A 20,214-nucleotide genomic window follows, 5' to 3' on the forward strand; every position below is an offset into this window, starting at 1 on the left:
CGCGCCGCAACGGAGCCCCGGCCTGATGGCCGGGGAGGGCCGAGCTGATCTGGGGTGTCCCCGGTCTGGAGAAATCGGCCGCAACGGAGCCCCGGCCTGATGGCCGGGGAGGGATCCATTCGAGGGCAGCGATGTCATCGGAGCCGAACTGCCGCAACGGAGCCCCGGCCTGATGGCCGGGGAGGGCGGGAACCCAGGTCGTCCACTCGGCCTCGAGCTGCCGGCCGCAACGGAGCCCCGGCCTGATGGCCGGGGAGGGCCTGGACACGCAGCGACGCTCCGATCGCCGCAAGGGGGCCGTAACGGAGCCCCGGCCTGATGGCCGGGGAGGGAGCCAAGCTCACCCAGGACCAGGTCGTCGAGCTACAGGTGCCGCAACGGAGCCCCGGCCTGATGGCCGGGGAGGGACCCTGACCATGTTGATCGCCGACGACGGGACGACACGATGCCGCAACGGAGCCCCGGCCTGATGGCCGGGGAGGGGCTTGCGCTTGCCTCGGGCGTCGAAACCCAGCCGCTCACGCCGCAACGGAGCCCCGGCCTGATGGCCGGGGAGGGAGGACACACGTCGGCAGCGCACTGCCCGGTCGAACTGCTGCCGCAACGGAGCCCCGGCCTGATGGCCGGGGAGGGCAAGGTGTGGGCGTGTGCCCGCACCACCTCCCCGTGGTCGCCGCAACGGAGCCCCGGCCTGATGGCCGGGGAGGGCCACGAACTCATCCGTACCCATCTGGAAGATCAGATGGCCGCAACGGAGCCCCGGCCTGATGGCCGGGGAGGGGTGAGGAAGTCATCGTGGGCTATGCGTTGGGAGGTATCGCCGCAACGGAGCCCCGGCCTGATGGCCGGGGAGGGCACCGAGCTGGGCGCCCGCCTGGGAGAAAGGCTGGCACGGGCCGCAACGGAGCCCCGGCCTGATGGCCGGGGAGGGTACCGCCGCCGGGCGCTGTGTGGCTCGCTTCGCAAGACTGCCGCAACGGAGCCCCGGCCTGATGGCCGGGGAGGGACAACAGCGAGGCGATGCCGACCGTGTACTTGTCACCCCAGCCGCAACGGAGCCCCGGCCTGATGGCCGGGGAGGGTTCGGATGGTGCGGATATCAAACTGCATCAGGAGTGGTGGCCGCAACGGAGCCCCGGCCTGATGGCCGGGGAGGGGAGTAGCGCTCGATTCTCGTCGATGCCGGGAGCGAGGCCGCAACGGAGCCCCGGCCTGATGGCCGGGGAGGGCCATTGAACAACGCCAGCACTCCCTGCTTCTGCTGGTCCGTGCCGCAACGGAGCCCCGGCCTGATGGCCGGTGAGGGGATGGATGGGGAGACGGCCGCCATGGGTGAGGCGTTCTCGCCGCAACGGAGCCCCGGCCTGATGGCCGGGGAGGGAGCCCTTCCGGGTTGGAGAGCGTCCGGCCCGCCATCGCGCCGCAACGGAGCCCCGGCCTGATGGCCGGGGAGGGTTCGCTGCGATCATGGGCGGCACGATCATCACGTCGCTGCCGCAACGGAGCCCCGGCCTGATGGCCGGGGAGGGCTGCACACCATGATCCGGACAACCCGAGAACAGCTGGCCGCAACGGAGCCCCGGCCTGATGGCCGGGGAGGGCAGGTGATGCAGTCACACTCGCCGCAGTCGCAGTTTGTCGCCGCAACGGAGCCCCGGCCTGATGGCCGGGGAGGGGGCTCGGGTGGTTCAGGTGGCGTCCATGAAGACAGCGGGCCGCAACGGAGCCCCGGCCTGATGGCCGGGGAGGGTCAGACCGAGCCCGAGCCCGCACCAGAGCCGAAGGTCGCCGCAACGGAGCCCCGGCCTGATGGCCGGGGAGGGAACCAGTATTCCGCCGCGAATACCAGCACGAGGTCGACTCCGCCGCAACGGAGCCCCGGCCTGATGGCCGGGGAGGGAGCCCGACGTGACCACCAAGGGTGCCCAGTACAGCGCCGCAACGGAGCCCCGGCCTGATGGCCGGGGAGGGGCCGCACCAGCCGTCGACCATGCCGCTTTGAGCCGTGCGCCGCAACGGAGCCCCGGCCTGATGGCCGGGGAGGGCATGACATGGAGCACCCCGCCTATCTGGCCACCTCGGAGCCGCAACGGAGCCCCGGCCTGATGGCCGGGGAGGGGCTTCCCAGCTAGGCCACCACCAACCCGCTATTCCTGCCGCAACGGAGCCCCGGCCTGATGGCCGGGGAGGGCGACGCGCCGCCGGTCGAGATGCTCGCGGTGTGCCACTGCCGCAACGGAGCCCCGGCCTGATGGCCGGGGAGGGTTGATGTTCTGGCCGCAGCACTGGCTGACCAGCTTCCAGCCGCAACGGAGCCCCGGCCTGATGGCCGGGGAGGGGGTACTTGGGCGAGGTCATGCCTGGCGACATGCTGGACGAGCCGCAACGGAGCCCCGGCCTGATGGCCGGGGAGGGGTGGGCGATCGTCGAGATCGCACCGGACACCCGCTTGCCGCAACGGAGCCCCGGCCTGATGGCCGGGGAGGGCGGCTCACCAGCTAGGAGCCATCACCATGCCAGTCGGCAGCCGCAACGGAGCCCCGGCCTGATGGCCGGGGAGGGCCGTTGAATGAGGTGGTCGGGTCCGATGACGTCGAGGCGCCGCAACGGAGCCCCGGCCTGATGGCCGGGGAGGGTGAACGCGGTCACAGAGCAGGAGCGGGTGGTGCAGTTGCCGCAACGGAGCCCCGGCCTGATGGCCGGGGAGGGTTGTGGGCGCCGACGACCTCGAGCTGGACGTGATGCGGCCGCAACGGAGCCCCGGCCTGATGGCCGGGGAGGGGCACAACCAGCAGCCGATGCCCAAACCGATCGCCTGGCCGCAACGGAGCCCCGGCCTGATGGCCGGGGAGGGCGGCTCATGTTCGGTGGTGCAGCGGATGGCGGCAAATGCCGCAACGGAGCCCCGGCCTGATGGCCGGGGAGGGCCGCCGTCCCGTCGAAAGATGTGATGCCCGTGCTGAAGCCGCAACGGAGCCCCGGCCTGATGGCCGGGGAGGGGGACGGCAAACAACCCGCACCGACAGGAGCGCACGTCGTGCCGCAACGGAGCCCCGGCCTGATGGCCGGGGAGGGACGACCCTGGCCCCAGCGGCGCCCGTCGTTGTGACCGTGCCGCAACGGAGCCCCGGCCTGATGGCCGGGGAGGGATGCCGAGCTCGATCGCGTTCGCTTCGATCTTCCCGGTGCCGCAACGGAGCCCCGGCCTGATGGCCGGGGAGGGAAGATCACCGAGACCACCGACCGCATCAAGACCCAGCTGCCGCAACGGAGCCCCGGCCTGATGGCCGGGGAGTGACGTCCACAAACGGCGGCCGTCCCGCTGGTAGGTCGGGCCGCAACGGAGCCCCGGCCTGATGGCCGGGGAGGGTCTGCGATTGCGATGAGTGGTTGGCAGAGCGCGACGCGCCGCAACGGAGCCCCGGCCTGATGGCCGGGGAGGGGTGGCGTTGGCCATGGAGGTCGTCCCGGCTGAACCACCGCCGCAACGGAGCCCCGGCCTGATGGCCGGGGAGGGCACTGCCGGGTCGAGGGTCATCCGGCGTTGTCGGAAAGTGCCGCAACGGAGCCCCGGCCTGATGGCCGGGGAGGGACGATCACGTCGACGGGGCCGTCGGCGTGCGGTGGAGCGCCGCAACGGAGCCCCGGCCTGATGGCCGGGGAGGGCCGGCGGTCACCCCGTACTCGTCGGCGATCCATTGCAGCCGCAACGGAGCCCCGGCCTGATGGCCGGGGAGGGCCATCGACGCGTGCGCGCCACCGGCGACCCGTGCCGCGCCGCAACGGAGCCCCGGCCTGATGGCCGGGGAGGGCACGATCGACACGTGCGCCGCCGCTGAGGAAGGCTAAGGCCGCAACGGAGCCCCGGCCTGATGGCCGGGGAGGGAACAAAGTCGCCGACCTGGGACGCGACTACATCAAAGCGCCGCAACGGAGCCCCGGCCTGATGGCCGGGGAGGGTCGCCGGTGGCCACGTCGCCGATCACGAGGTCGTAGACGCCGCCGCAACGGAGCCCCGGCCTGATGGCCGGGGAGGGCCAAGGCACTCCTTGAGGCGGTCAAAGCGGTCGCCGTCGCCGCAACGGAGCCCCGGCCTGATGGCCGGGGAGGGTCCCAAGCATCGGATGCTGCACGGTCGTGTCCACGGTCGCCGCAACGGAGCCCCGGCCTGATGGCCGGGGAGGGGCTACGGCGGCGCTGATCATCTCCGGCTCGAGGGCGTCGCCGCAACGGAGCCCCGGCCTGATGGCCGGGGAGGGAGGTGCAGAACGCCAACCTCACGAGCACTGGTATGACGCCGCAACGGAGCCCCGGCCTGATGGCCGGGGAGGGGCAGCAATCCGCGGCGACGGCGGCTGGTGCATCGTCACGCCGCAACGGAGCCCCGGCCTGATGGCCGGGGAGGGGTGGGGCTGGGCCCTCGTAGTTGGGGGCGATCGTGTCGCCGCAACGGAGCCCCGGCCTGATGGCCGGGGAGGGCCCACCGATGTTCCCATGGCGGCGCACCCTCCTCAACGCCGCAACGGAGCCCCGGCCTGATGGCCGGGGAGGGGGCCCCTGTTGGGGCCCTATGGGACGACTGGCATCCCGGATGCGATTTCGAGCGGTTCGTAACTAGACCTGCGATTAGGGCAGCTTCAGTTGTCAAGGATCAGATGGGCTCCAGTCACGGCTTGGCTTTCGAGCGCTGCGGGGCCTGCCCGCCATGACTGGAGCGCTCGACTAGAAGATGACAGGTCCGCTTTGCGGCATGCCCCTCGATCTTCCCATGAACTCCACACTGGATGCGCCCCTAGACCCCACGGCTCCTAGATCGGCGAAGCAGACCGAATCTTCCCGGTGGTGGATCTGCGCGTCTAACAGATCCTGTAGGCGGACACGCTCGACGTCGTCGAGGTCGCAGAGGAACACCGAGAGCTGAATCCACTCACCGTGACCTTGCATGATCTTGTACACCTGCCTCCATCGAACCGGCGAAGCGATGTCGTAACACACCACGTAACGGCGACGTCCCACACTTCCTCATCTCGTCACGAACGGCTCGTAGCGTTCGATCTCATCCATGAGCCATCCGGCGAACAGGCGAACCTGAAGCTCGATGAGTCGTCGGTACGCCACCTTGTAGCCGAAAATCGGATGAGTGACCTCCACATCCATTCGGCGTTCGTAGGCGGCGATCAGCTTCCTTCGCCCCTCTGCGGTCAAGGCCACCCCGCCACCGCGGACCAAGAAGTGGTGTGGCTGGATCTCCTCGTTGTTGATCACTGAGATCACTACCGAGTCACCGACAAGCGGGCGGAATTCTTCGGCGAGATCCAGAGCCAACGACGGTCGGCCAAACCGGGGCTGGTGGTAGAGGCCACAGTAGGGGTCGAGTCCTACGACCGTGATGGCCCCCACCAGGTCGCGCACGATCAACCCATAGACGAACGACAACAGCGCGTTGACCGGGTCCTTGGGCGGCCGCCGGTTTCTACCCCGAAACTCGAATGTCCCGCCCGGAAGTTCGCGTGGTGTCAGCATGTCCGAGAAAGCGGAAAAGTAGACGCGGGCGGCATTGCCCTCGGCACCCAACAGCGCATCCTGGCTCTCGACGGAGCGCAACGAACGCACCATGCGGGCAAGCTCCTTGAGTTCTGGACCAACATCGGAGCGGGCGTTCCGCCGAAGCAATGTGCGGCAATTGGAGATCTTGCCGCGCACCATCTCTCTCGCCGGCTGCAATGGTCGTCCTTCTGCAGCGAGCACCTGGCGCCGTCGTAGCTCGACCGAACCGCTCCAGCCACTGGTTCCTACGCCGTCGAGCCAACCGCCGGTGGAGAACCAGCCAACGGTGACGTCCCGGCGCATCAAGGTGCGCAGGAGTTGCGGCGAGATGGATATGTTGCCGTGAAAGGAAACGGAGGCCACGTCTATGAGGCGGATCGACCCCAACTCGTCTTCCCCCCGTCGCACGACCAGACGCTCACCCTTCTTCGTGAGCTGGGCGCCTTGTTCCGTGACGTGCAGCGGTCGGGCAGATGGGGCACGAGCCAGGTAGCGGCGAGTGGGGGTGGCTTGGCGGCCCGACAACATGTTCTTCTCGTCGGGTAGGCAGATCGACACGAGTGAACAGCGTGGACACTTGGGGCTGTCGACCAACGGAGGCGGCGGGATCGGTTCGCTGGCGGTCTCACGTAGATCGAGAATCATCCTGAGTGTGACTGCCACCAGGTCGTCGTCGATCTCGACGACGACGCGTCGGCGCACGGCGGCGTAGTACAACTCGCCGACGTCGCAGCGGTAGCCCTGGTCGCGCAAGATGAGGGCCTGCACGCAGATCTGCACCCGATCGGTCAGCCAAGCGGATTCTTCGTAGTGATCGGGCGGGGGCCGACCCTTCTTGGTGTCGATAGGTCTCACGCTGGAGCCGTCACCCTGGAGGAGGTCGATGACTGCGGTTAGGCCCAGCCGATCTGAGGTGACGCTCAGGGAGGTGGCAGAAAAGGGCAGACCATCTCCGGCAACCTTGCCGCGGGGGCGATCAACACGGCGATGCTGGCGGTCTCCGTCTGCCGTGTCTGCGTTGTCGGCCCACTCCCGGCCGACCCATTCGAGATGAAAGAGCCGTGGGCAGTAGGCAAACTCGTTGACCATCCGCGCTGGAATGACCTCGGGCAATATCCCCATGGCTCAGCCAGCCTCTCCCACCGGGAGGAACAGCCCCATTCCCAGATGGCTGAGGGCGCCTAGGGCCAACGGGCCTTGCTGGGGCGCCTCAAAGACGATTTCCAGCCAAGTGGCAGATTTGGCGTCCTTCAGCGTTCGGCCGATGCGGTGCCGACGGTAGCGTTGTGCTGCGGTTGGTGGTCGGTTAAGAAACTCGACCGATGCGGGTGCTGGGAGACCCCGATAGTGCAACTCTCGGCTCATCCGCCGCCTGGCGAATCGAAGCGAGACCCCGCCCAAGCGTTCCGTATCGGCCAGGTCCTGGCGGTTGGGACGGCCGGTTGGAATCATCGGCGTCGCCGAACGCCATACTCGGGACGGTCCGACGAGGTCAGGCACCACCTCGTGGGGTTTCCCCAAAGCGGCGAGCGCAACACGGAACTGAGACAGCCCCCGCACCGCTTGGCGTTCGCGTTCGGCGGTGCTGCGGTCGCCCCGGGTTCCTGGTCCTCGGCCTGGAGGGTAGATATCGCTGATTGAGGCAAGTGCCGCGACTTCCTCGGGGCCGAATCCCTCCGGCGCCCAGGCGACAATTCGGTCGATCCGTCGATCTGGTCCGGGTAATGCAAGCAGATGAAGGTGTTGGTGGTCATCGCTGCGGTGGTCGTCGTGCTTAGGGTGCTCGACCTTTGCGAGGTGTCCTGCAAACGTCGGACTGGCCGCGTGCTGCTTCCTGCGACCGAAGTGGCTCTGAAGCGCACTGCGCACACGCTCGGCCACCACTAGGGCGAGTTCATGGCTGGGCGCCGGGCGGCCAGCGACCGATAACACGGCGACCTGCGGTCGATCAACCGTGCTGATCGGAGGTTGGGCTATGCGGCCGCCGATGTCTTCCTCGGGCTCGATCCGGTAGCGCGCCAAGACCGACGCCTGCGGCTGGGCGTAACCTGCCGCTCGCATGGCGTCCGTCTGGACCGTGATCGACGCAAGGTGGATCGGCAACTCCGGTGCCAAAAGGCGGTGGTCGCCGCTCTGATCGGGGAACGCCGAGAGGGTCTCTTCGGAAGCGACCAATTCAGCACGGTCGCTGTCCGAGATGACACTCGCCTCGCAGATGCTGTCGGCCCGACCCAGATAGCCGAGGCGTTCGAACAGCGTTGTGGCCGCCTTGAGTCCAGACTCCGATAACTCACCCGACCAGCGAACCTCGAGCACGGCGGCCGGGTCGACCGCCCTGAAGGTGTCGAGGACCTTGGCCGTATCGTGATTTTTCGGAAGCTGTTGTGCGCTCCCCGGGTAGTAGTGGCGGGTACCGGCAGCCAGCGAACGGGGGAGGGCATAGGTGGGGTGGTCGCCGACCACGTTGAGCACTTCGAGCACGGCCTCCTCGCTCAGCTCCGGACAACGGTCGTGCCAGACTGCTACCAGCGCCCGAACCAGGCGCCAGGGCGATGGTGGCCACTCGATCGCCCCCTCGTTGACGTGACGATCCCATGGGGTGGCGTGGTAGCGGCCGAGTGGAAACGAGATCGAGACGCGCAGGCTCACTTGGGGCCCTTCGGCGTCTTGGCCTTGCCGCCTGACCAGATGACCTCGATGGGGCCCTTGGTGGGCATGAGGTCACCACTGGACGCGATCCCCGCTCCGATTCGATCTTCCAGCTCGGGCGTTCCGGGCAGGTCATCGAGGGCGGAGGAATCGACCGGCTCCAGGTCGCAAGCGGTGCGCAGTCGCATGCCGCCCTCGATCAGGAAGCGAACTTCCCAGAGGGCCAGCGCCTCGAGAAGGTCGCGGGCTCCGTCGGGTAGGCCATAGGCACGGAGTTGAGCCAGGTCGAGCACGAACGTCGCCTCGATCTCTCGTGCCGTGAACTCCATGCGATGGAATGGAACGGTGCCATAGCCCTCGGCAGTGCCGCCCTCCGCTTCGCCCAGCGAATGTCGAACTCGGTCGAACTTCACGCCGCCCGATACGGCCTCGGCGACATCGTGGGCCTCGACCACGCCGGTGATGGCACGCGACACCTTTGGCTGGCCGGGCCAGGCTGAATCGGCGAAGAACACGCCGTGGACGAGGCACAGCGGATCGAGGGCGAAGATCGCGTGGGCGATCTGACGTGGCGCCAGCGGGGTGTCGTCCCGCAACTCCAGGCGATCCTTGATCACCTCGGTCATGCCGACCCCATCCAACGTGGACTGCTTGACGAAGGCGCTGGCTAGCCGGTGAGCCTCTGTGCGGCTTGAGGTGACGTATCGGCCGTCGTCTGCGGCGGTCACCCGAACCCACGGCAGGTCCGAGATCAGATCGACGGGTGCCTGGTCGCCTTCCGACCACAGCGTTCCCTCCAGCCGATTGGCCATCGACTGGTTGGACTCGACCAGCACACACTGCTGAGTAGAGCCGTCGGCCATCGGACGCTGGAACGTGGCAGGTCCGAGATCAGGGAAGCCTGTCGGCTGGAAGCGCGAGCCTGAGATAGGTCGCATCGGAACTCGTAGAACGGTTCGCTGCGTGGTCATGAATTTGCTCCTCAGTGGTTGTTTGATGATTGCGGAAAGTGCCGAATTAGGCCACGACAGGCTCGTCCGGGCGCTCTGCCGGTTGGTCGCCGGCGCCGGGCTTGGGCGGCTCAGCCCCAAGGGGCGGCAGTGAGTTGGCGGTCAGGAGTTGGGCGAGGTCGCGTGTAGTAGTTGGCACCAGCAGGGCTGCGAGCACCTGCCGGGATGCGGCGGCGTCGACCGGGTGTCCGACGGCCGACATGTTGAGTACTGGCGGAGAGCCGGCCATGGCGTACCGGTTGCGGGCGTCGGCGATGACCGACGGGGCCGAACCAGCCCGTAGCCGCGCCGGCCAGGTGGGTGGCATGACGGGCACCACAGGACTGCGGTCGCCCGGGTTGAGGTTCACCCCACCGGTCCATGGAGCGAGGAATCGCCAGAGCGGGCTGGACCCGGGGGCTCCCTGATGACCACGAGGGCGCTCAGAGGGCGGCTCCCGATCATGGGTCTTCTGCTCCCAGGGACTGCGCGGCCGACACAGCAACAGCGCCTCCAACCACTCGGTCAACCGAATGGCGTCACATTGGCCGGCAGCGAACTGTTCCGCGTGGGATGCCGGGACTCGCCAGGCCCAGACGCCCTCGAACTGGGGCCGAATGCCGCGAAACGGAGGGCGTAGCGCCTCGTCGGCCGTCGCCAACGGGTTGCGTCGCGTCCGAGCCCGCAGCACCATCACGTCAGACAACACGCTGGGGAGTGGCCGCTCACCCAGACCGGGAACCGGCGGACCGTTGCGCGCCCAGGTCAGCCGTTCGAAGCGTCCTCCGGACGGTTCAGTAGCCCGCAGGCAGTCACGCAACGTTGTGGGTGCATTGTCCAAGGTCTCGGAGAGATGCGAGCGGTCTCCTTGGCTCGGAACCGAATCCCGGCCCATCATCAACGCGGCAGCGACGCCGAACTCGACTGATCCGTCGTCCAACGCTGGCAGCCAGGCCTGGGTGCTGAGCAATGGTATTGGTTCGAGCGAGGCGCTCTCGAGAAACGTGGCCGACCGGGAGGCTGCACGCTCTGCCCGGGCAGCCTCGACTAGGAGCGCACGAAGTCTGCTCGGTGTGGGGTTGGAACCTGCGGCAAAGAGTGCCCGGTTGAGCCGGTTTCGGGCCGATCGAACTCCGGCGGGTGTTCGGTCGTCTCCGACGCGATTCAAGTGCTGCACCCATCGGTCCAGCTCGGCGGTGAGTCGAACAGTTGGCTGGTCCTCGATGCGGTGACGGCCGACGTGCACTGCAACGGGTGATTGACCATTGCGTTCGATAAACCCAAAGCGTTCGAATCGGTCCAGGCCCCGGTCAACTCCGAAGGACTTAAGCGCGCGAACGGCGTCGGTGCTGCTGCGGGCCTGGCGGCCCCGCCATTCGAGGCGACCCTCGCCCGCCAGCGTGGTGAGCTCTGTCAAAGTCAACGGTCGGTTCCACACAGGTGCCCAGAACTCACCCTTCGCTGGCTCCGCTTGCGCAGCAGACGCATAGTCGGCAGCGACACCCGTCACGTAAAAGGGCGCAGACGCGACGCCAGAGTCTGCACCCTGGCGACGGCTCATCGCCGATGCAAACGCGAGGGTGCCGTGCAGGCCGAGCACATACACCCAGGGGTTCACCAAAGCTCGGCCGTCGCCTTTCCGACCCAGGTTGGAACCGCCAATCCCGGCACCGTCGTACTGCCCTGGCGTACCTTTCGCCCGGGGCTGGGGGGATGAGCTGAAAACCTCCGCCAGCCACTGGTTGGGGTCGGGAGCCGAACCCCGCTTGGGTGGTTCCGCTAAACCGGTGAGCGCTTCGAGGTGTTCGCCGTAGTTGAGCACCAGGTCGAGCCTGCCGATGTTCCCTCCCGTTCCAAGCAGCGCCGGGTATCGGACGTTCTCGTCGGAGATCACGACAGCTGCGTCGAGGAAGTCAAGTGCCTCGTCTGGGAGGGTATTGCGGAGCACTCGAATGGCTAGAGCCTTTTCGTCGCCGCTCAAATTGTGAGCCCAGCCATGCGCTTGAACTGCGGCATCAACAGCGGTGATCACTTCGCGATACAGCTGCAGTCTCTGCTGGGTTGAGTTGCGGAACCGGGCCCACATTCGGGTGCCACGGGTGTTCGCCGTCGGGTGAAACCCGCCGACGTCGCTGCCGTTCCACGGCGCTACCAGCGGGGCGGGCACGGCGTCATCTGCAAGAAAATGCCGGATCTCGGCCTCGCTGAGGATGGAGTTCACGACCGGGGTCGAACCCTCCCAGCGCAGGGTCGCCGTCGGGTCTGCCTGGCCGGCGACGAGGCGGTGCAGACCGATGGCGGCGAGGTACTCACCCAGGATTGAGCTGCTGAGCCCATCCAGAATGATGTGATTGCGCGGGCCGTCGAGATGGTGGTTGCCGGTCATGACCGCACCTCCGTCGTGTCGCTGGCAAGCCAGTCCGCTATCCGGACAATCGCTTCGAGAAAGCCGAGTCGGAACGGCCCGAGATCGTCTCGGATAACCAGGCCCGAGGTCAGTGAGGTCCACGATTTGCCGGTTTCGGTAGAACCAGCATCCATAGCATCCAGACTGAGTGTGAGCGGCCCGACGGTCTGGCCGTCGATGGTCACCGCCGGCACAACATCTCCGTCGATGACTCCGAGGGCGATGCGCGCACCGGCCGGATGCTCGGCGTCGTCTGGTAGTTGCTCGTCGGGCATGGCGCGGATGGCCAGGCGCACCTTGCCATGGTGTGCGGCGGTCAGATAGCAGATGAGGTCTCTTTCCGCGAAGCCGTCGAGCAGCGGTGACGCCTGGCTCAAGAGCGCCAGGGCTGAGACCAGTTCGTGGCGGAAGTGTGGCCGACTATGTCCCGGCCCGCGTTGGGTCGGTGACTTGGCCCACGGGCCAGGAATTGGAATGTGCTCCCCCTTGGCCGAGTTCTCCAACGTGGTCTGAAAGACGGGATGTGCTTTACCCAAGTCGTGCAGCCTGGCTGCACGAATCCCGGCTACGCGTTGGTGCTCGTCGAGCCCCGGCGTCTCTAGCGCATCAAGCAACTGCTCGGCGTCCCGCCCAGCGTCGACCAGGTGCTCCTCCAGGCTCATCCAACGATGGCGGTTGAACGAGGCCACATCGTCGCTCTCGCGCTCATCGAGGGGGGCGAGGTGGTCAGCGTCGGCCGTTTGTTCGCCACCTAAGGGCATCTCGTCGGACCAGGGTGGTTCGACTGTGTGCCTCGAAGATGGGTCCCAGCCGAGGTGGCTCTGGTATCCGCCCAGGGATTTCTCGACGAGCAATACCATCCCCGGCCTTAGCCGCTCTCCGCCCAGGTTGACCCACGTGGTCTTGCCTCGGCCGAGGTGCTCCAGGCGATGCGCCACTCGACCTCCACCCTGGCGTTGCCTCTTGATCCACTTCCCCAGTTCGCCCACCGGCACCTGGCAGAGTTCGTCACGCGTCGGCGTGGGTTGGGCTGACTCGCTCAGATCCCTCCAGCACACCCAGACGCTCAGGTCGTCACCGCTGCGCAGAAACGGCGCTATGTCCAGGTCGTTGCCAGTGAGGTCGGGGGTGGTGTCGAAGAGCCCGAGCAGGTCTCGGCGGCGCAGCACCAGCGGCTCCTCGCCACCACTTTCCGGAACCTCCAACCCACCGAGTTGTCCGGTACTGATGAGGTCACCGCTCAGTTGGGCGAGCTGGGCTTCGGTCGCGCCGACGTCCTCGGCTTCGTAGGGCGCTGGATTGTTTGGCGGATCCCACAGGAGCACTGCCTCCTCGATCAATCCGGTTCGGTTGCAACGCCCCGACCGTTGAACGATTGATGACCAGGGGGCTACTTCTGTGAACAGCGTGGTGGCGTTGAGATCCACCCCCGCCTCGACCACCTGCGTGGTCACCACCACGGTTCCGGCGGGAGAGGGATCGGCCAAGACCCGGGCCATCTGGCGGGCGCGGTCGGCTGGACGGAACCGCGAGTGCAACAAGACCAACTCGGTCTCGGAAGGAACCGCCTTGGCCAGTCTCTTGTGCAACTCGCGCGCCACGTCCACCTGGTTGACGACTACGAGGGTGAGGGTGCCCGGGCGATGGCGTTCAACCACTGCGTCCGTTCGCAGGCCCGGCAGGTTCCGCTTCTCAGGTCGTTGGTCGAGCGAATCGTCTCCCAACCACCGTTCGATCCGGCGTTGGGCGTTGAGCCGTTGGGCGAGCGTGTCGATCACCTCGGTGGGCAGCAGTGCGAACGGTTCGGCTGGGGATGGGTTATCGACCGTGGCGAGTCGTTTGGTGTCGAGCGTGGCCGACATCCAGGTCGTCGAACAGCCGATAGCGGTGCCCATTTCACGTCGAAATGCATCGAGCTGCCGACTCGTGGTGGCGGCGGCCCCCATCAGTTGCACCTCGTCGAGCACGTAGTGGCAGTCGTTGTTGAGCAGACCGAAGTCCACCGGCCAGGCGAAGCGGTTCATGGCGTAACCGCGGTTGAGGGTGCGCGAGAGCACCATGTCGAGCGTGCCGATGATGACGGCGTCACGGTGTGGTGCCAGTTGCCACCTGCCCACCGACTCGCCGCCCATCAGGACGTGGACGGGTAGGTAGTCATCGGAGCCTGAATTATTCCAACCAGCGCTGTCGGTCCAAGCGATCAACCTTCGCAGGGTCTGGTCGACCAACGACCGCTGCGGCAACACCATGACCAGGCGGCGAGGCGTGTCAGAGCGAACGGTAGCGTCGGGGTGGAGCCGTCGTCGGTAGGCCCAGGCCATGAAAACGGCCTCGGTCTTGCCGCACCCGGTGGGTATCTCAAGCATTTCCGGCAGCCCCTCCTCGACCAGCCGGTGCTGCCAGTTGTAGGGCGGAAAGCCTGTGATGCGTTCGAACTCCGACGAGATGTCACTCATGTCCCGTTCCTTCACCCCAAGGATTCGAAGTGAGGCGCACATGTGAGCGGCCGCTCGGTCCTGATGCGTTTCGCAGGTTCATCGGTCTGGACTCCTTGGGCTGAATCTGGGCAAGCCGGTCGAGGCACGGAGTTGCAACCCGCCGTTGCGAGGCTTCGTGAATACCATGGCACAAGGGTGTGACAAGGAGCACCGGCCGGCCGAAAAGTCCAGCTTGCGGGGGGCGACGCGCCGCTATCGCCCGCCCGCGTCGAAGCGGCCCTCTCCCTCTCCTCCGTCGCGTTCAAGACCTGGCTGCATGCCGTTCAGAGTGCGGTCGGGCTCTCATCCTCGGACCAGTGCCCTTGTGCAGCCCGGAATTCGGGGCGCATGCCGCCTGAAAGAGGGTTGAAAACGCGAAGATCCCGCTTCCGAGCCCCCTGCGGGTCAGAATCAGGGATCTGCGTCGTGCTCAGTCGGACGGCTTGGCCCAGCCCGCCGATCCGACGCTTTACTCGGCGCCCTTGGAGGTTCGCAGCTCGTTGAACGGCAGGGTCTTGTCGTTGCGCGGTTCCGACGGCAGGCCGAGCACCCGCTCGCCGATGATGTTGCGCTGGATCTGGTCGGTACCGCCGTAGATGGCCGGCCCGGGGGCGAACAGCACCATCTCGGTGATGGCGCCGTCGTAGGGGGCCGAGTCGCCGGCCAACTGGCCGGCGGGGCCCAGGATGCGGGGGCCGAGGTCGATCGTGGCCCGCATCATGTCGCTCATCATCAGCTTGGACAGGTTGGGGAGTCCGGGAATCTCGATGCCGATCGCCTTGGCCGCCTTGGCTCGCCGGTTGGTCATCTTGGCCAGCTCGACCAGCGTGTGGAGGCGCATCAGATCGTCGCGCAGTACGGGGTCGTGCAGCGCCGCCCCGGTGGTCGCTGCCATCTTGAGGATGGCGCTGGGCCCTCCGCCGGCCATCGCCGAGCCGGAGCCGGACGTGTCGCCCCGCACGAAGTCGCCGACCCGCTTCTCAAGGTGGCCGTGCACCGTGCCCGGTACCGCCGAGCTGACGGCGCCGGTGCCGCCGGCGCCCAGGCCGGCCCGCTCGAACATCAGCGTGGTGTTGGCCACCGCCCAGCCGCGTCCCTCGCCGCCGATCAGCGCTTCGTCGGCTACGCGGGCATCGGAAATGAACACCTCGTTGAACAACGCCCGCCCGGTCATCTCCTTGAGCGGACGAACCTCGATGCCTGGCTGGTGCATGTCGATGGCGAAGTAGGAGATGCCGCTGTGCTTGGGGACCGTCGGGTCGGTGCGGGCCATCAGCATGCCCAGGTCGGCGATCTGTCCGGCCGAGGTCCACACCTTCTGGCCGTTGATGATCCACTCGTCGCCGTCGCGCACCGCCGAGGTACGGATCGCCGCCAGGTCGGATCCGGCCTCGGGCTCGGAGAACAGCTGGCACCAGGCCTCGGAACCGTCGACGATCGTCGGGATGTAGCGCTGCTTCTGCTCGTCGGTGCCCTGGGCGATGATCGTCGGCCCGGCCAACAGCAGTCCGAGGCCGCCCGGGGGGCCGATCGCCCCGGCCTTGGCGATCTCCTCGGCGACGACGACCGCCTCACCTCGCGACAGGTCGCGTCCGTACCACTCGGAGGGCCATGCGGGCACAGACCACCGGGCGTCGCGGAGCTTGGTCCACCACTCGCCGACCGACAGCTCCGGATCCCAATTGGAGGTGACCCACGAGGACACCTCGTCGCGAAGCTCGGGGTGGTCCCGGCGTGAGGACTTGGTGGGCGTGTCGGTGCTCTCGGTGCTGGCGTCGCTCATGGATCAGATAATAACGACGAGCTCGAGCGCGGACTAGACCGCGCGGTCAAGTGATCTGGAGCGGCGATCCGGAGCGCCACCACCTATACGATTTCCGATCGTGACGCCGCCCCCCATGCCCCCACTCCCGCTCGCCAGCGATGAGGTGAGACGACGGTCCGAACTGCGCCGAATGAAGACGGTTGCGGTCGGTCTGCTCCTCGTCGCCACTGCCGTGTTCGTCGCGACCGCGATCGCCGGCGACGACGCTCCCGGGTGGGTGGCCTACGTGCGAGCCGCCGCCGAGGCGGGCATGGTGGGCGGGCTGGCCGACTGGTTTGCCGTCACCGCGCTCTTCAAGCACCCGATGGGCATCCCGATCCCGCACACTGCGATCATCCAGAAACGCAAGGACGACATCGGCGCCGGGCTGGGGTCGTTCGTCTCCGACTACTTCCTCACCGCCGAGGGCATCTCCGAGCGCCTGGGGGAAGCTCAGGTGTCGGCCCGGGTGGGCGCCTGGATGGCCGAGCCGGTCAACGCCGAACGGATGGCCCGCCAGGTGCTGACCGTCGGATCCAGCGTCCTCGACGCCGTGCGCGACGACGAGGTGCGCGACGTGATCGAGGACGCCGTCGTACGTCGTCTGCGCACGACCTCCACCGGCCCGGCGGCGTCCCGGGTGCTCGAGCTGGTCGTCGCCGAGGGCCGTCACCAGGACGTGCTGTCGGTGATCCTGCGGCGCCTGGGTGAGGTGCTCGAGGTCAACCGGGAGACGCTGCGCACCCGTCTGTACACCGAGTCGCCGTGGTGGGTGCCCAACACGGTGGACGACGTCGTGTTCGATCGCCTCCACGCCGTAGCCACCCGCTACCTGTTCGATTTGGCCACCGACCCCAACCACCAGCTTCGGCTCTCGATCGACGACCAAGTTGAGCAACTGGTGATCGACCTGGCCAACGATCCGGCGACAGTGCGTCGGGCCGACGAGCTGCGCGACGAGCTGCTCGATCACCCCCAGCTGCGGGAGTGGACCAACTCGATCTGGGTCGACCTGAAGGAGCGGATCAAGGAAGCCGCCGCCGACCCCGACGATGCGACGCTCGAGCGTGTGTCGGACACGATCGCCCGGGTGGGCAGGCGGCTGAGCGACGACCCGGCGCTGAGCGCCAAGACCGACGCATGGGTGACCACGACTGCGGTGTCGCTGGCCGAGCAGTCCCGCGATCAGGTGGGGGCCTACATCGCCACGACCGTGCAGCGTTGGGACACCGCCGAGGCGGCCGAACGCATCGAGCTGCAGGTGGGGCGGGACCTGCAGTTCGTCCGCATCAACGGCACGGTGGTCGGGGCGCTGGCCGGTGTGGTGATCTACAGCGTCGGCCAACTGCTGGGCTGACGCCATCCGCTCCGGTCGATCCTATGGAAACTCGATCGCGCAGCGGATGCCTGGCGCGCGACCGAGCCGTCGGTCAGCGCTGAGCAGCGTGCAGTCAAGCGACTCTGCCAATGCCACGTAGCACGCGTCGTAGGGAGTGACGTTGTGGCGAAGCTCCCAAATCCGAGGGAGCAACGCCTCGATCGTGAACACCTCCACCGGCAACGCGAACAGGTCGGCGGCCGCCTGCTCGGCTCGATCCGGTGTCAGGGTTGCGGTCGCAGCGTGCACCCGCAACACCGAGAGCACCTGGACTCGCATCAGGTCCGGTGCGACGAGGAGCTCGCCCCGCAAACGTCTTCGGTACCGCTTTCCCTCGCTCCCCTGGCCGTCGTCGGCGACGAGGGGAGCGATGACCGAAGCATCAACGACGAGCACGGGCCGACTCGAGCGCAGTCAGGGCCTCGGCAGAACTCAAGCGCCCTCCCGCCCTGCCCTCTATGCGGTCCAGAATGTCGTCCTGTGATGGCCTGGCTGCGATGGCTTCCAGCTGCTCGCTGAGGAATTTCTGCAGAGATTTGCCGGACTGTTTCGCCCGACGGGTCAGCTTCTCGTGGGTCGCTTCCGGCACATTGCGCACCTGAATGTTCCGCATGCATGCACTTTACACCCATGACGGAGACCTGAGGTCGGAGCGGCCAGCTGCAGGGCCGAGGGTAGGGATGGTGTAACCGGGTTATACTTTCGGGCATGGCCAAGGTAACTATTCACGTCCCAGATGACCTCCATCACCGCATGGAGGCCGAAGTGCTGCGTCGCGGGACCACCAGATCGGGCCTGTGGGTGGAGGGAGCCCGGTCGGTGCTGGAGCAGAGCGGGTCGCGCTCCGACTTCTACGTGCGTGCCGCAGCGGCCATGGGTGACCCGGAGTTCCGCCGCTACCAGGAGCGGTCGTTCGAGGCGCTTCGAGCTCGCCCAGCAACACCGCCCATGGAGGACGACATCGAAGCGCCGGAGCACCTCCGATGATTGCTCGGGGCCGGATTTGGTGGACCCGGCTGGATAAAGTTCGGCCTGCGGTCATCGTCTCGTCCGACGACGTCTGCGATCTGGAGTTCTGGCAGATCCACGTGGCCCCGATTACGTCGGCCGCCTGGCACGAGGACTTTCCGGCGAGCGTGCCGGTTCGTCTCGTTGAGGTTTCGTCATCCAGTTACGTGTCGACGCTCGATACGCAACTGGTGGCCCGATCGCACCTCGTAGAGCACATCGGGCAACTTTCGAGCGTGGAGATGCAGGCGGTGGATGCGGCGCTGAGGTCGGTGCTGGGGCTGTAGCCGCTCTACCGCTTGCCCATACGGCCGCGGATCATGTCCCGGCGGCGGCGCAGCTCCTCGTGGGTGAGCGGGTTGGGGTCCTCCTCGGTCATGCCAAACGCAGCCCGCACCGCGGTCTCGTCAACTGCGATCTCCTCGCCCGCAAGCAGCCCCATCTGCGCGGCGAGCACGTCGCCGTGGCGGCCGGCCATCGAGGCAAACAGGTTCATCACCTCGGCCATGATGTCCAGGTCGGGGGCCAGGGTGGCGATGGCTCCGTCGAGGAACACCAGGTTCTTGACGTACAGCATGAGGATCTTCGGCAGCCGGGCACCCATGCCCAGCAGCGCCTTGGTGATCCGCTGCAGCTCCGCCATCATCTCTTCCTGAGACATCTGGGTGGGGTCGAACACCTCGCCGTCAAGGCGCAGCTCCTCGATCACCCAGTCGAGGTCGACGTCATCGGGCAGCGCGCCCAGGTCGCGGAACGCCCCGAGCTGACCCTTGATGTCGCCGGTGGCGCCGGTGATCATCAGGCGGAGGAACGCCATGCGCTCCTTCTCGGTCATGCGGGCGGTGATGCCGAAGTCGAGCAGCGCGATGCGCCCGTCGGCGAGCACGAACAGGTTGCCGCCGTGCAGGTCGCCGTGGAAGATGCCGTGCACCATGGCGCCCTCGGTAAAGCCGACCATGCCGGTGCGGATCACGTCGCGGCCGCTGATGCCGGCGGCGATCATGCCCTCGATGTCCTCCCAGCCGTAGCCCTGAAGGCGTTCCATCACCAGCACCCGACGGGTGACGAGGGTCGGATGGGGCCGGGCGACGACGAAGCCCCGCTGGTCGAGGTGGGCGAACACCTCGGCCACGTCCAGCATGTTCTCGGCCTCAAGACGAAAGTCGAGTTCCTCGGTGATCGTCTCGGTGAACAGCTCGACCAGGGCCGGGGGGTTGGCCAGCGCCGACACGGGGATCCGGCCGATGAGGAATGGCGCCAGCCAGGCCATGACCTCGAGGTCTCGGTACACCGCGGTGCGGATGGTGGGCCGCTGCACCTTGACCACCACCTCCTCACCGGTGAGCAGGGTGGCCACGTGCACCTGGGCGATCGACGCCGCAGCCAGCGGTGTGCGCTCGAAGCGGGCGAACACCTCCTCGAGGGGACGGCCCAGGTCGGTCTCGACCACCTGGCGCACGACGTCGAAGTCTTCGGCGGGCACCTTGTCGCGCAGCAGGGCGAACTGGGCGACGAGCTCGTCGGGGAAGATGCCGGCCCCCGAGGAGATGATCTGCCCGAGCTTGATGTAGGTGGGGCCGAGATCCTCCGCGGCCTGGCGCAGCCGCCGGGACAGCCCTTCCATCCGTGGTCCGCGGTCCTTGGCACGGCGTTCGTGAACCACCCAGCTGCCCAGCGCCCAGACGATGCGGCTGCCCACCGTGACGAGCCGCCCGAGCGGGGGGATGCGTTTGGGCGTGGTGAGGCGGGGCACCTCGCGGGCGAGCGCGGTGCGGATGACGCCGAGGCCGACGTCCCAGTCGAGCTCGTCCCGGTCGATCACCCATGGTCCGGACTCGGTGAAGGCGTAGCGGGCCAGCTCGGGGGTGAGGGGCTCGTTGCCGTCGTGGGGCGTCACATCGGAGTTTTGGGGCGCGTGGGCGGGGCTGACCATGACCCATGATCCCCCGCGCCGG

At 67.4% G+C, this 20,214-nt stretch carries 13 protein-coding genes and 1 CRISPR repeat array (1 of these 14 cut by a window edge); of the genes, 3 read left to right on the forward strand and 10 right to left on the reverse strand.

Annotation, left to right across the window (positions count from 1 at the left end):
* Window positions 1–4,552: direct repeats of the CRISPR family, unit length 36 nt; unit sequence GCCGCAACGGAGCCCCGGCCTGATGGCCGGGGAGGG (it extends 143 nt beyond the left edge of the window).
* 170 nt (window positions 4,553–4,722) lie between these two features.
* The 7 genes from PKD89_RS01215 to PKD89_RS01245 form a co-directional block, all read right to left on the reverse strand.
* A complete protein-coding gene (locus PKD89_RS01215; protein ID WP_324332224.1) occupies window positions 4,723–5,016 on the reverse strand; it encodes a CRISPR-associated endonuclease Cas2 in 294 nt (97 codons plus the stop codon).
* 6 nt (window positions 5,017–5,022) lie between these two features.
* A complete protein-coding gene (gene cas4g/cas1g / locus PKD89_RS01220) occupies window positions 5,023–6,669 on the reverse strand; it encodes a CRISPR-associated endonuclease Cas4g/Cas1g (RefSeq protein ID WP_289012543.1) in 1,647 nt (548 codons plus the stop codon).
* 3 nt (window positions 6,670–6,672) lie between these two features.
* Window positions 6,673–8,196, reverse strand: a complete 1,524-nt coding sequence (gene csb2 / locus PKD89_RS01225) for a type I-G CRISPR-associated protein Csb2 (protein ID WP_289012542.1) — start codon at window positions 8,194–8,196, stop codon at window positions 6,673–6,675.
* Complete coding sequence (cas7g, locus tag PKD89_RS01230) at window positions 8,193–9,167, reverse strand: type I-G CRISPR-associated RAMP protein Csb1/Cas7g (protein ID WP_289012541.1); 975 nt, start codon at window positions 9,165–9,167, stop codon at window positions 8,193–8,195. Before cas7g ends, csb2 begins: the two co-directional genes overlap by 4 nt.
* 46 nt (window positions 9,168–9,213) lie before the next feature.
* Window positions 9,214–11,571 carry a type I-G CRISPR-associated protein Cas8g1/Csx17 gene (gene cas8g1 / locus PKD89_RS01235; protein WP_289012540.1) on the reverse strand — a complete coding sequence of 786 codons (2,358 nt, stop codon included), beginning with the start codon at window positions 11,569–11,571 and terminating at the stop codon, window positions 9,214–9,216.
* Window positions 11,568–14,048, reverse strand: coding sequence for a type I-G CRISPR-associated helicase/endonuclease Cas3g (gene cas3g / locus PKD89_RS01240; protein ID WP_289012539.1), 2,481 nt, complete (start codon window positions 14,046–14,048; stop codon window positions 11,568–11,570). The genes cas8g1 and cas3g overlap by 4 nt, the downstream gene beginning before the upstream one ends.
* Before the next feature lie 490 nt (window positions 14,049–14,538).
* Window positions 14,539–15,852 carry an acyl-CoA dehydrogenase family protein gene (locus PKD89_RS01245; RefSeq protein ID WP_287377305.1) on the reverse strand — a complete coding sequence of 438 codons (1,314 nt, stop codon included), beginning with the start codon at window positions 15,850–15,852 and terminating at the stop codon, window positions 14,539–14,541.
* 100 nt (window positions 15,853–15,952) lie between these two features.
* Here PKD89_RS01245 and PKD89_RS01250 point away from each other — a divergent pair, with 100 nt between their 5' ends.
* Complete coding sequence (locus tag PKD89_RS01250; RefSeq protein ID WP_289012538.1) at window positions 15,953–17,230, forward strand: DUF445 domain-containing protein; 1,278 nt, start codon at window positions 15,953–15,955, stop codon at window positions 17,228–17,230.
* 21 nt (window positions 17,231–17,251) lie between these two features.
* Here PKD89_RS01250 and PKD89_RS01255 read toward each other — a convergent pair whose 3' ends face one another.
* Together PKD89_RS01255 and PKD89_RS01260 are read right to left on the reverse strand one after the other, a co-directional pair.
* Window positions 17,252–17,647: a type II toxin-antitoxin system VapC family toxin gene (locus tag PKD89_RS01255; RefSeq protein WP_287389458.1), complete on the reverse strand. Its 396-nt coding sequence runs from the start codon at window positions 17,645–17,647 to the stop codon at window positions 17,252–17,254.
* Window positions 17,634–17,864 (reverse strand): FitA-like ribbon-helix-helix domain-containing protein, encoded by a 231-nt coding sequence (locus PKD89_RS01260; protein ID WP_289012537.1) that lies wholly within the window; start codon window positions 17,862–17,864, stop codon window positions 17,634–17,636. The genes PKD89_RS01255 and PKD89_RS01260 overlap by 14 nt, the downstream gene beginning before the upstream one ends.
* Window positions 17,865–17,959: 95 nt before the next feature.
* Between PKD89_RS01260 and PKD89_RS01265 the strand changes: the two genes are divergently transcribed.
* Window positions 17,960–18,238, forward strand: a complete 279-nt coding sequence (locus PKD89_RS01265) for a hypothetical protein (protein ID WP_289012536.1) — start codon at window positions 17,960–17,962, stop codon at window positions 18,236–18,238.
* Window positions 18,235–18,546: a type II toxin-antitoxin system PemK/MazF family toxin gene (locus tag PKD89_RS01270; RefSeq protein WP_289012535.1), complete on the forward strand. Its 312-nt coding sequence runs from the start codon at window positions 18,235–18,237 to the stop codon at window positions 18,544–18,546. The genes PKD89_RS01265 and PKD89_RS01270 overlap by 4 nt, the downstream gene beginning before the upstream one ends.
* A gap of 5 nt (window positions 18,547–18,551) precedes the next feature.
* Here PKD89_RS01270 and PKD89_RS01275 read toward each other — a convergent pair whose 3' ends face one another.
* Complete coding sequence (locus tag PKD89_RS01275) at window positions 18,552–20,192, reverse strand: ABC1 kinase family protein (RefSeq protein ID WP_289012534.1); 1,641 nt, start codon at window positions 20,190–20,192, stop codon at window positions 18,552–18,554.
* Window positions 20,193–20,214 lie beyond the last annotated feature (22 nt).

This window comes from Candidatus Neomicrothrix sp. (assembly GCF_035329545.1).
GTDB classification, from domain to species: Bacteria; Actinomycetota; Acidimicrobiia; order Acidimicrobiales; family Microtrichaceae; genus Microthrix; species Microthrix subdominans.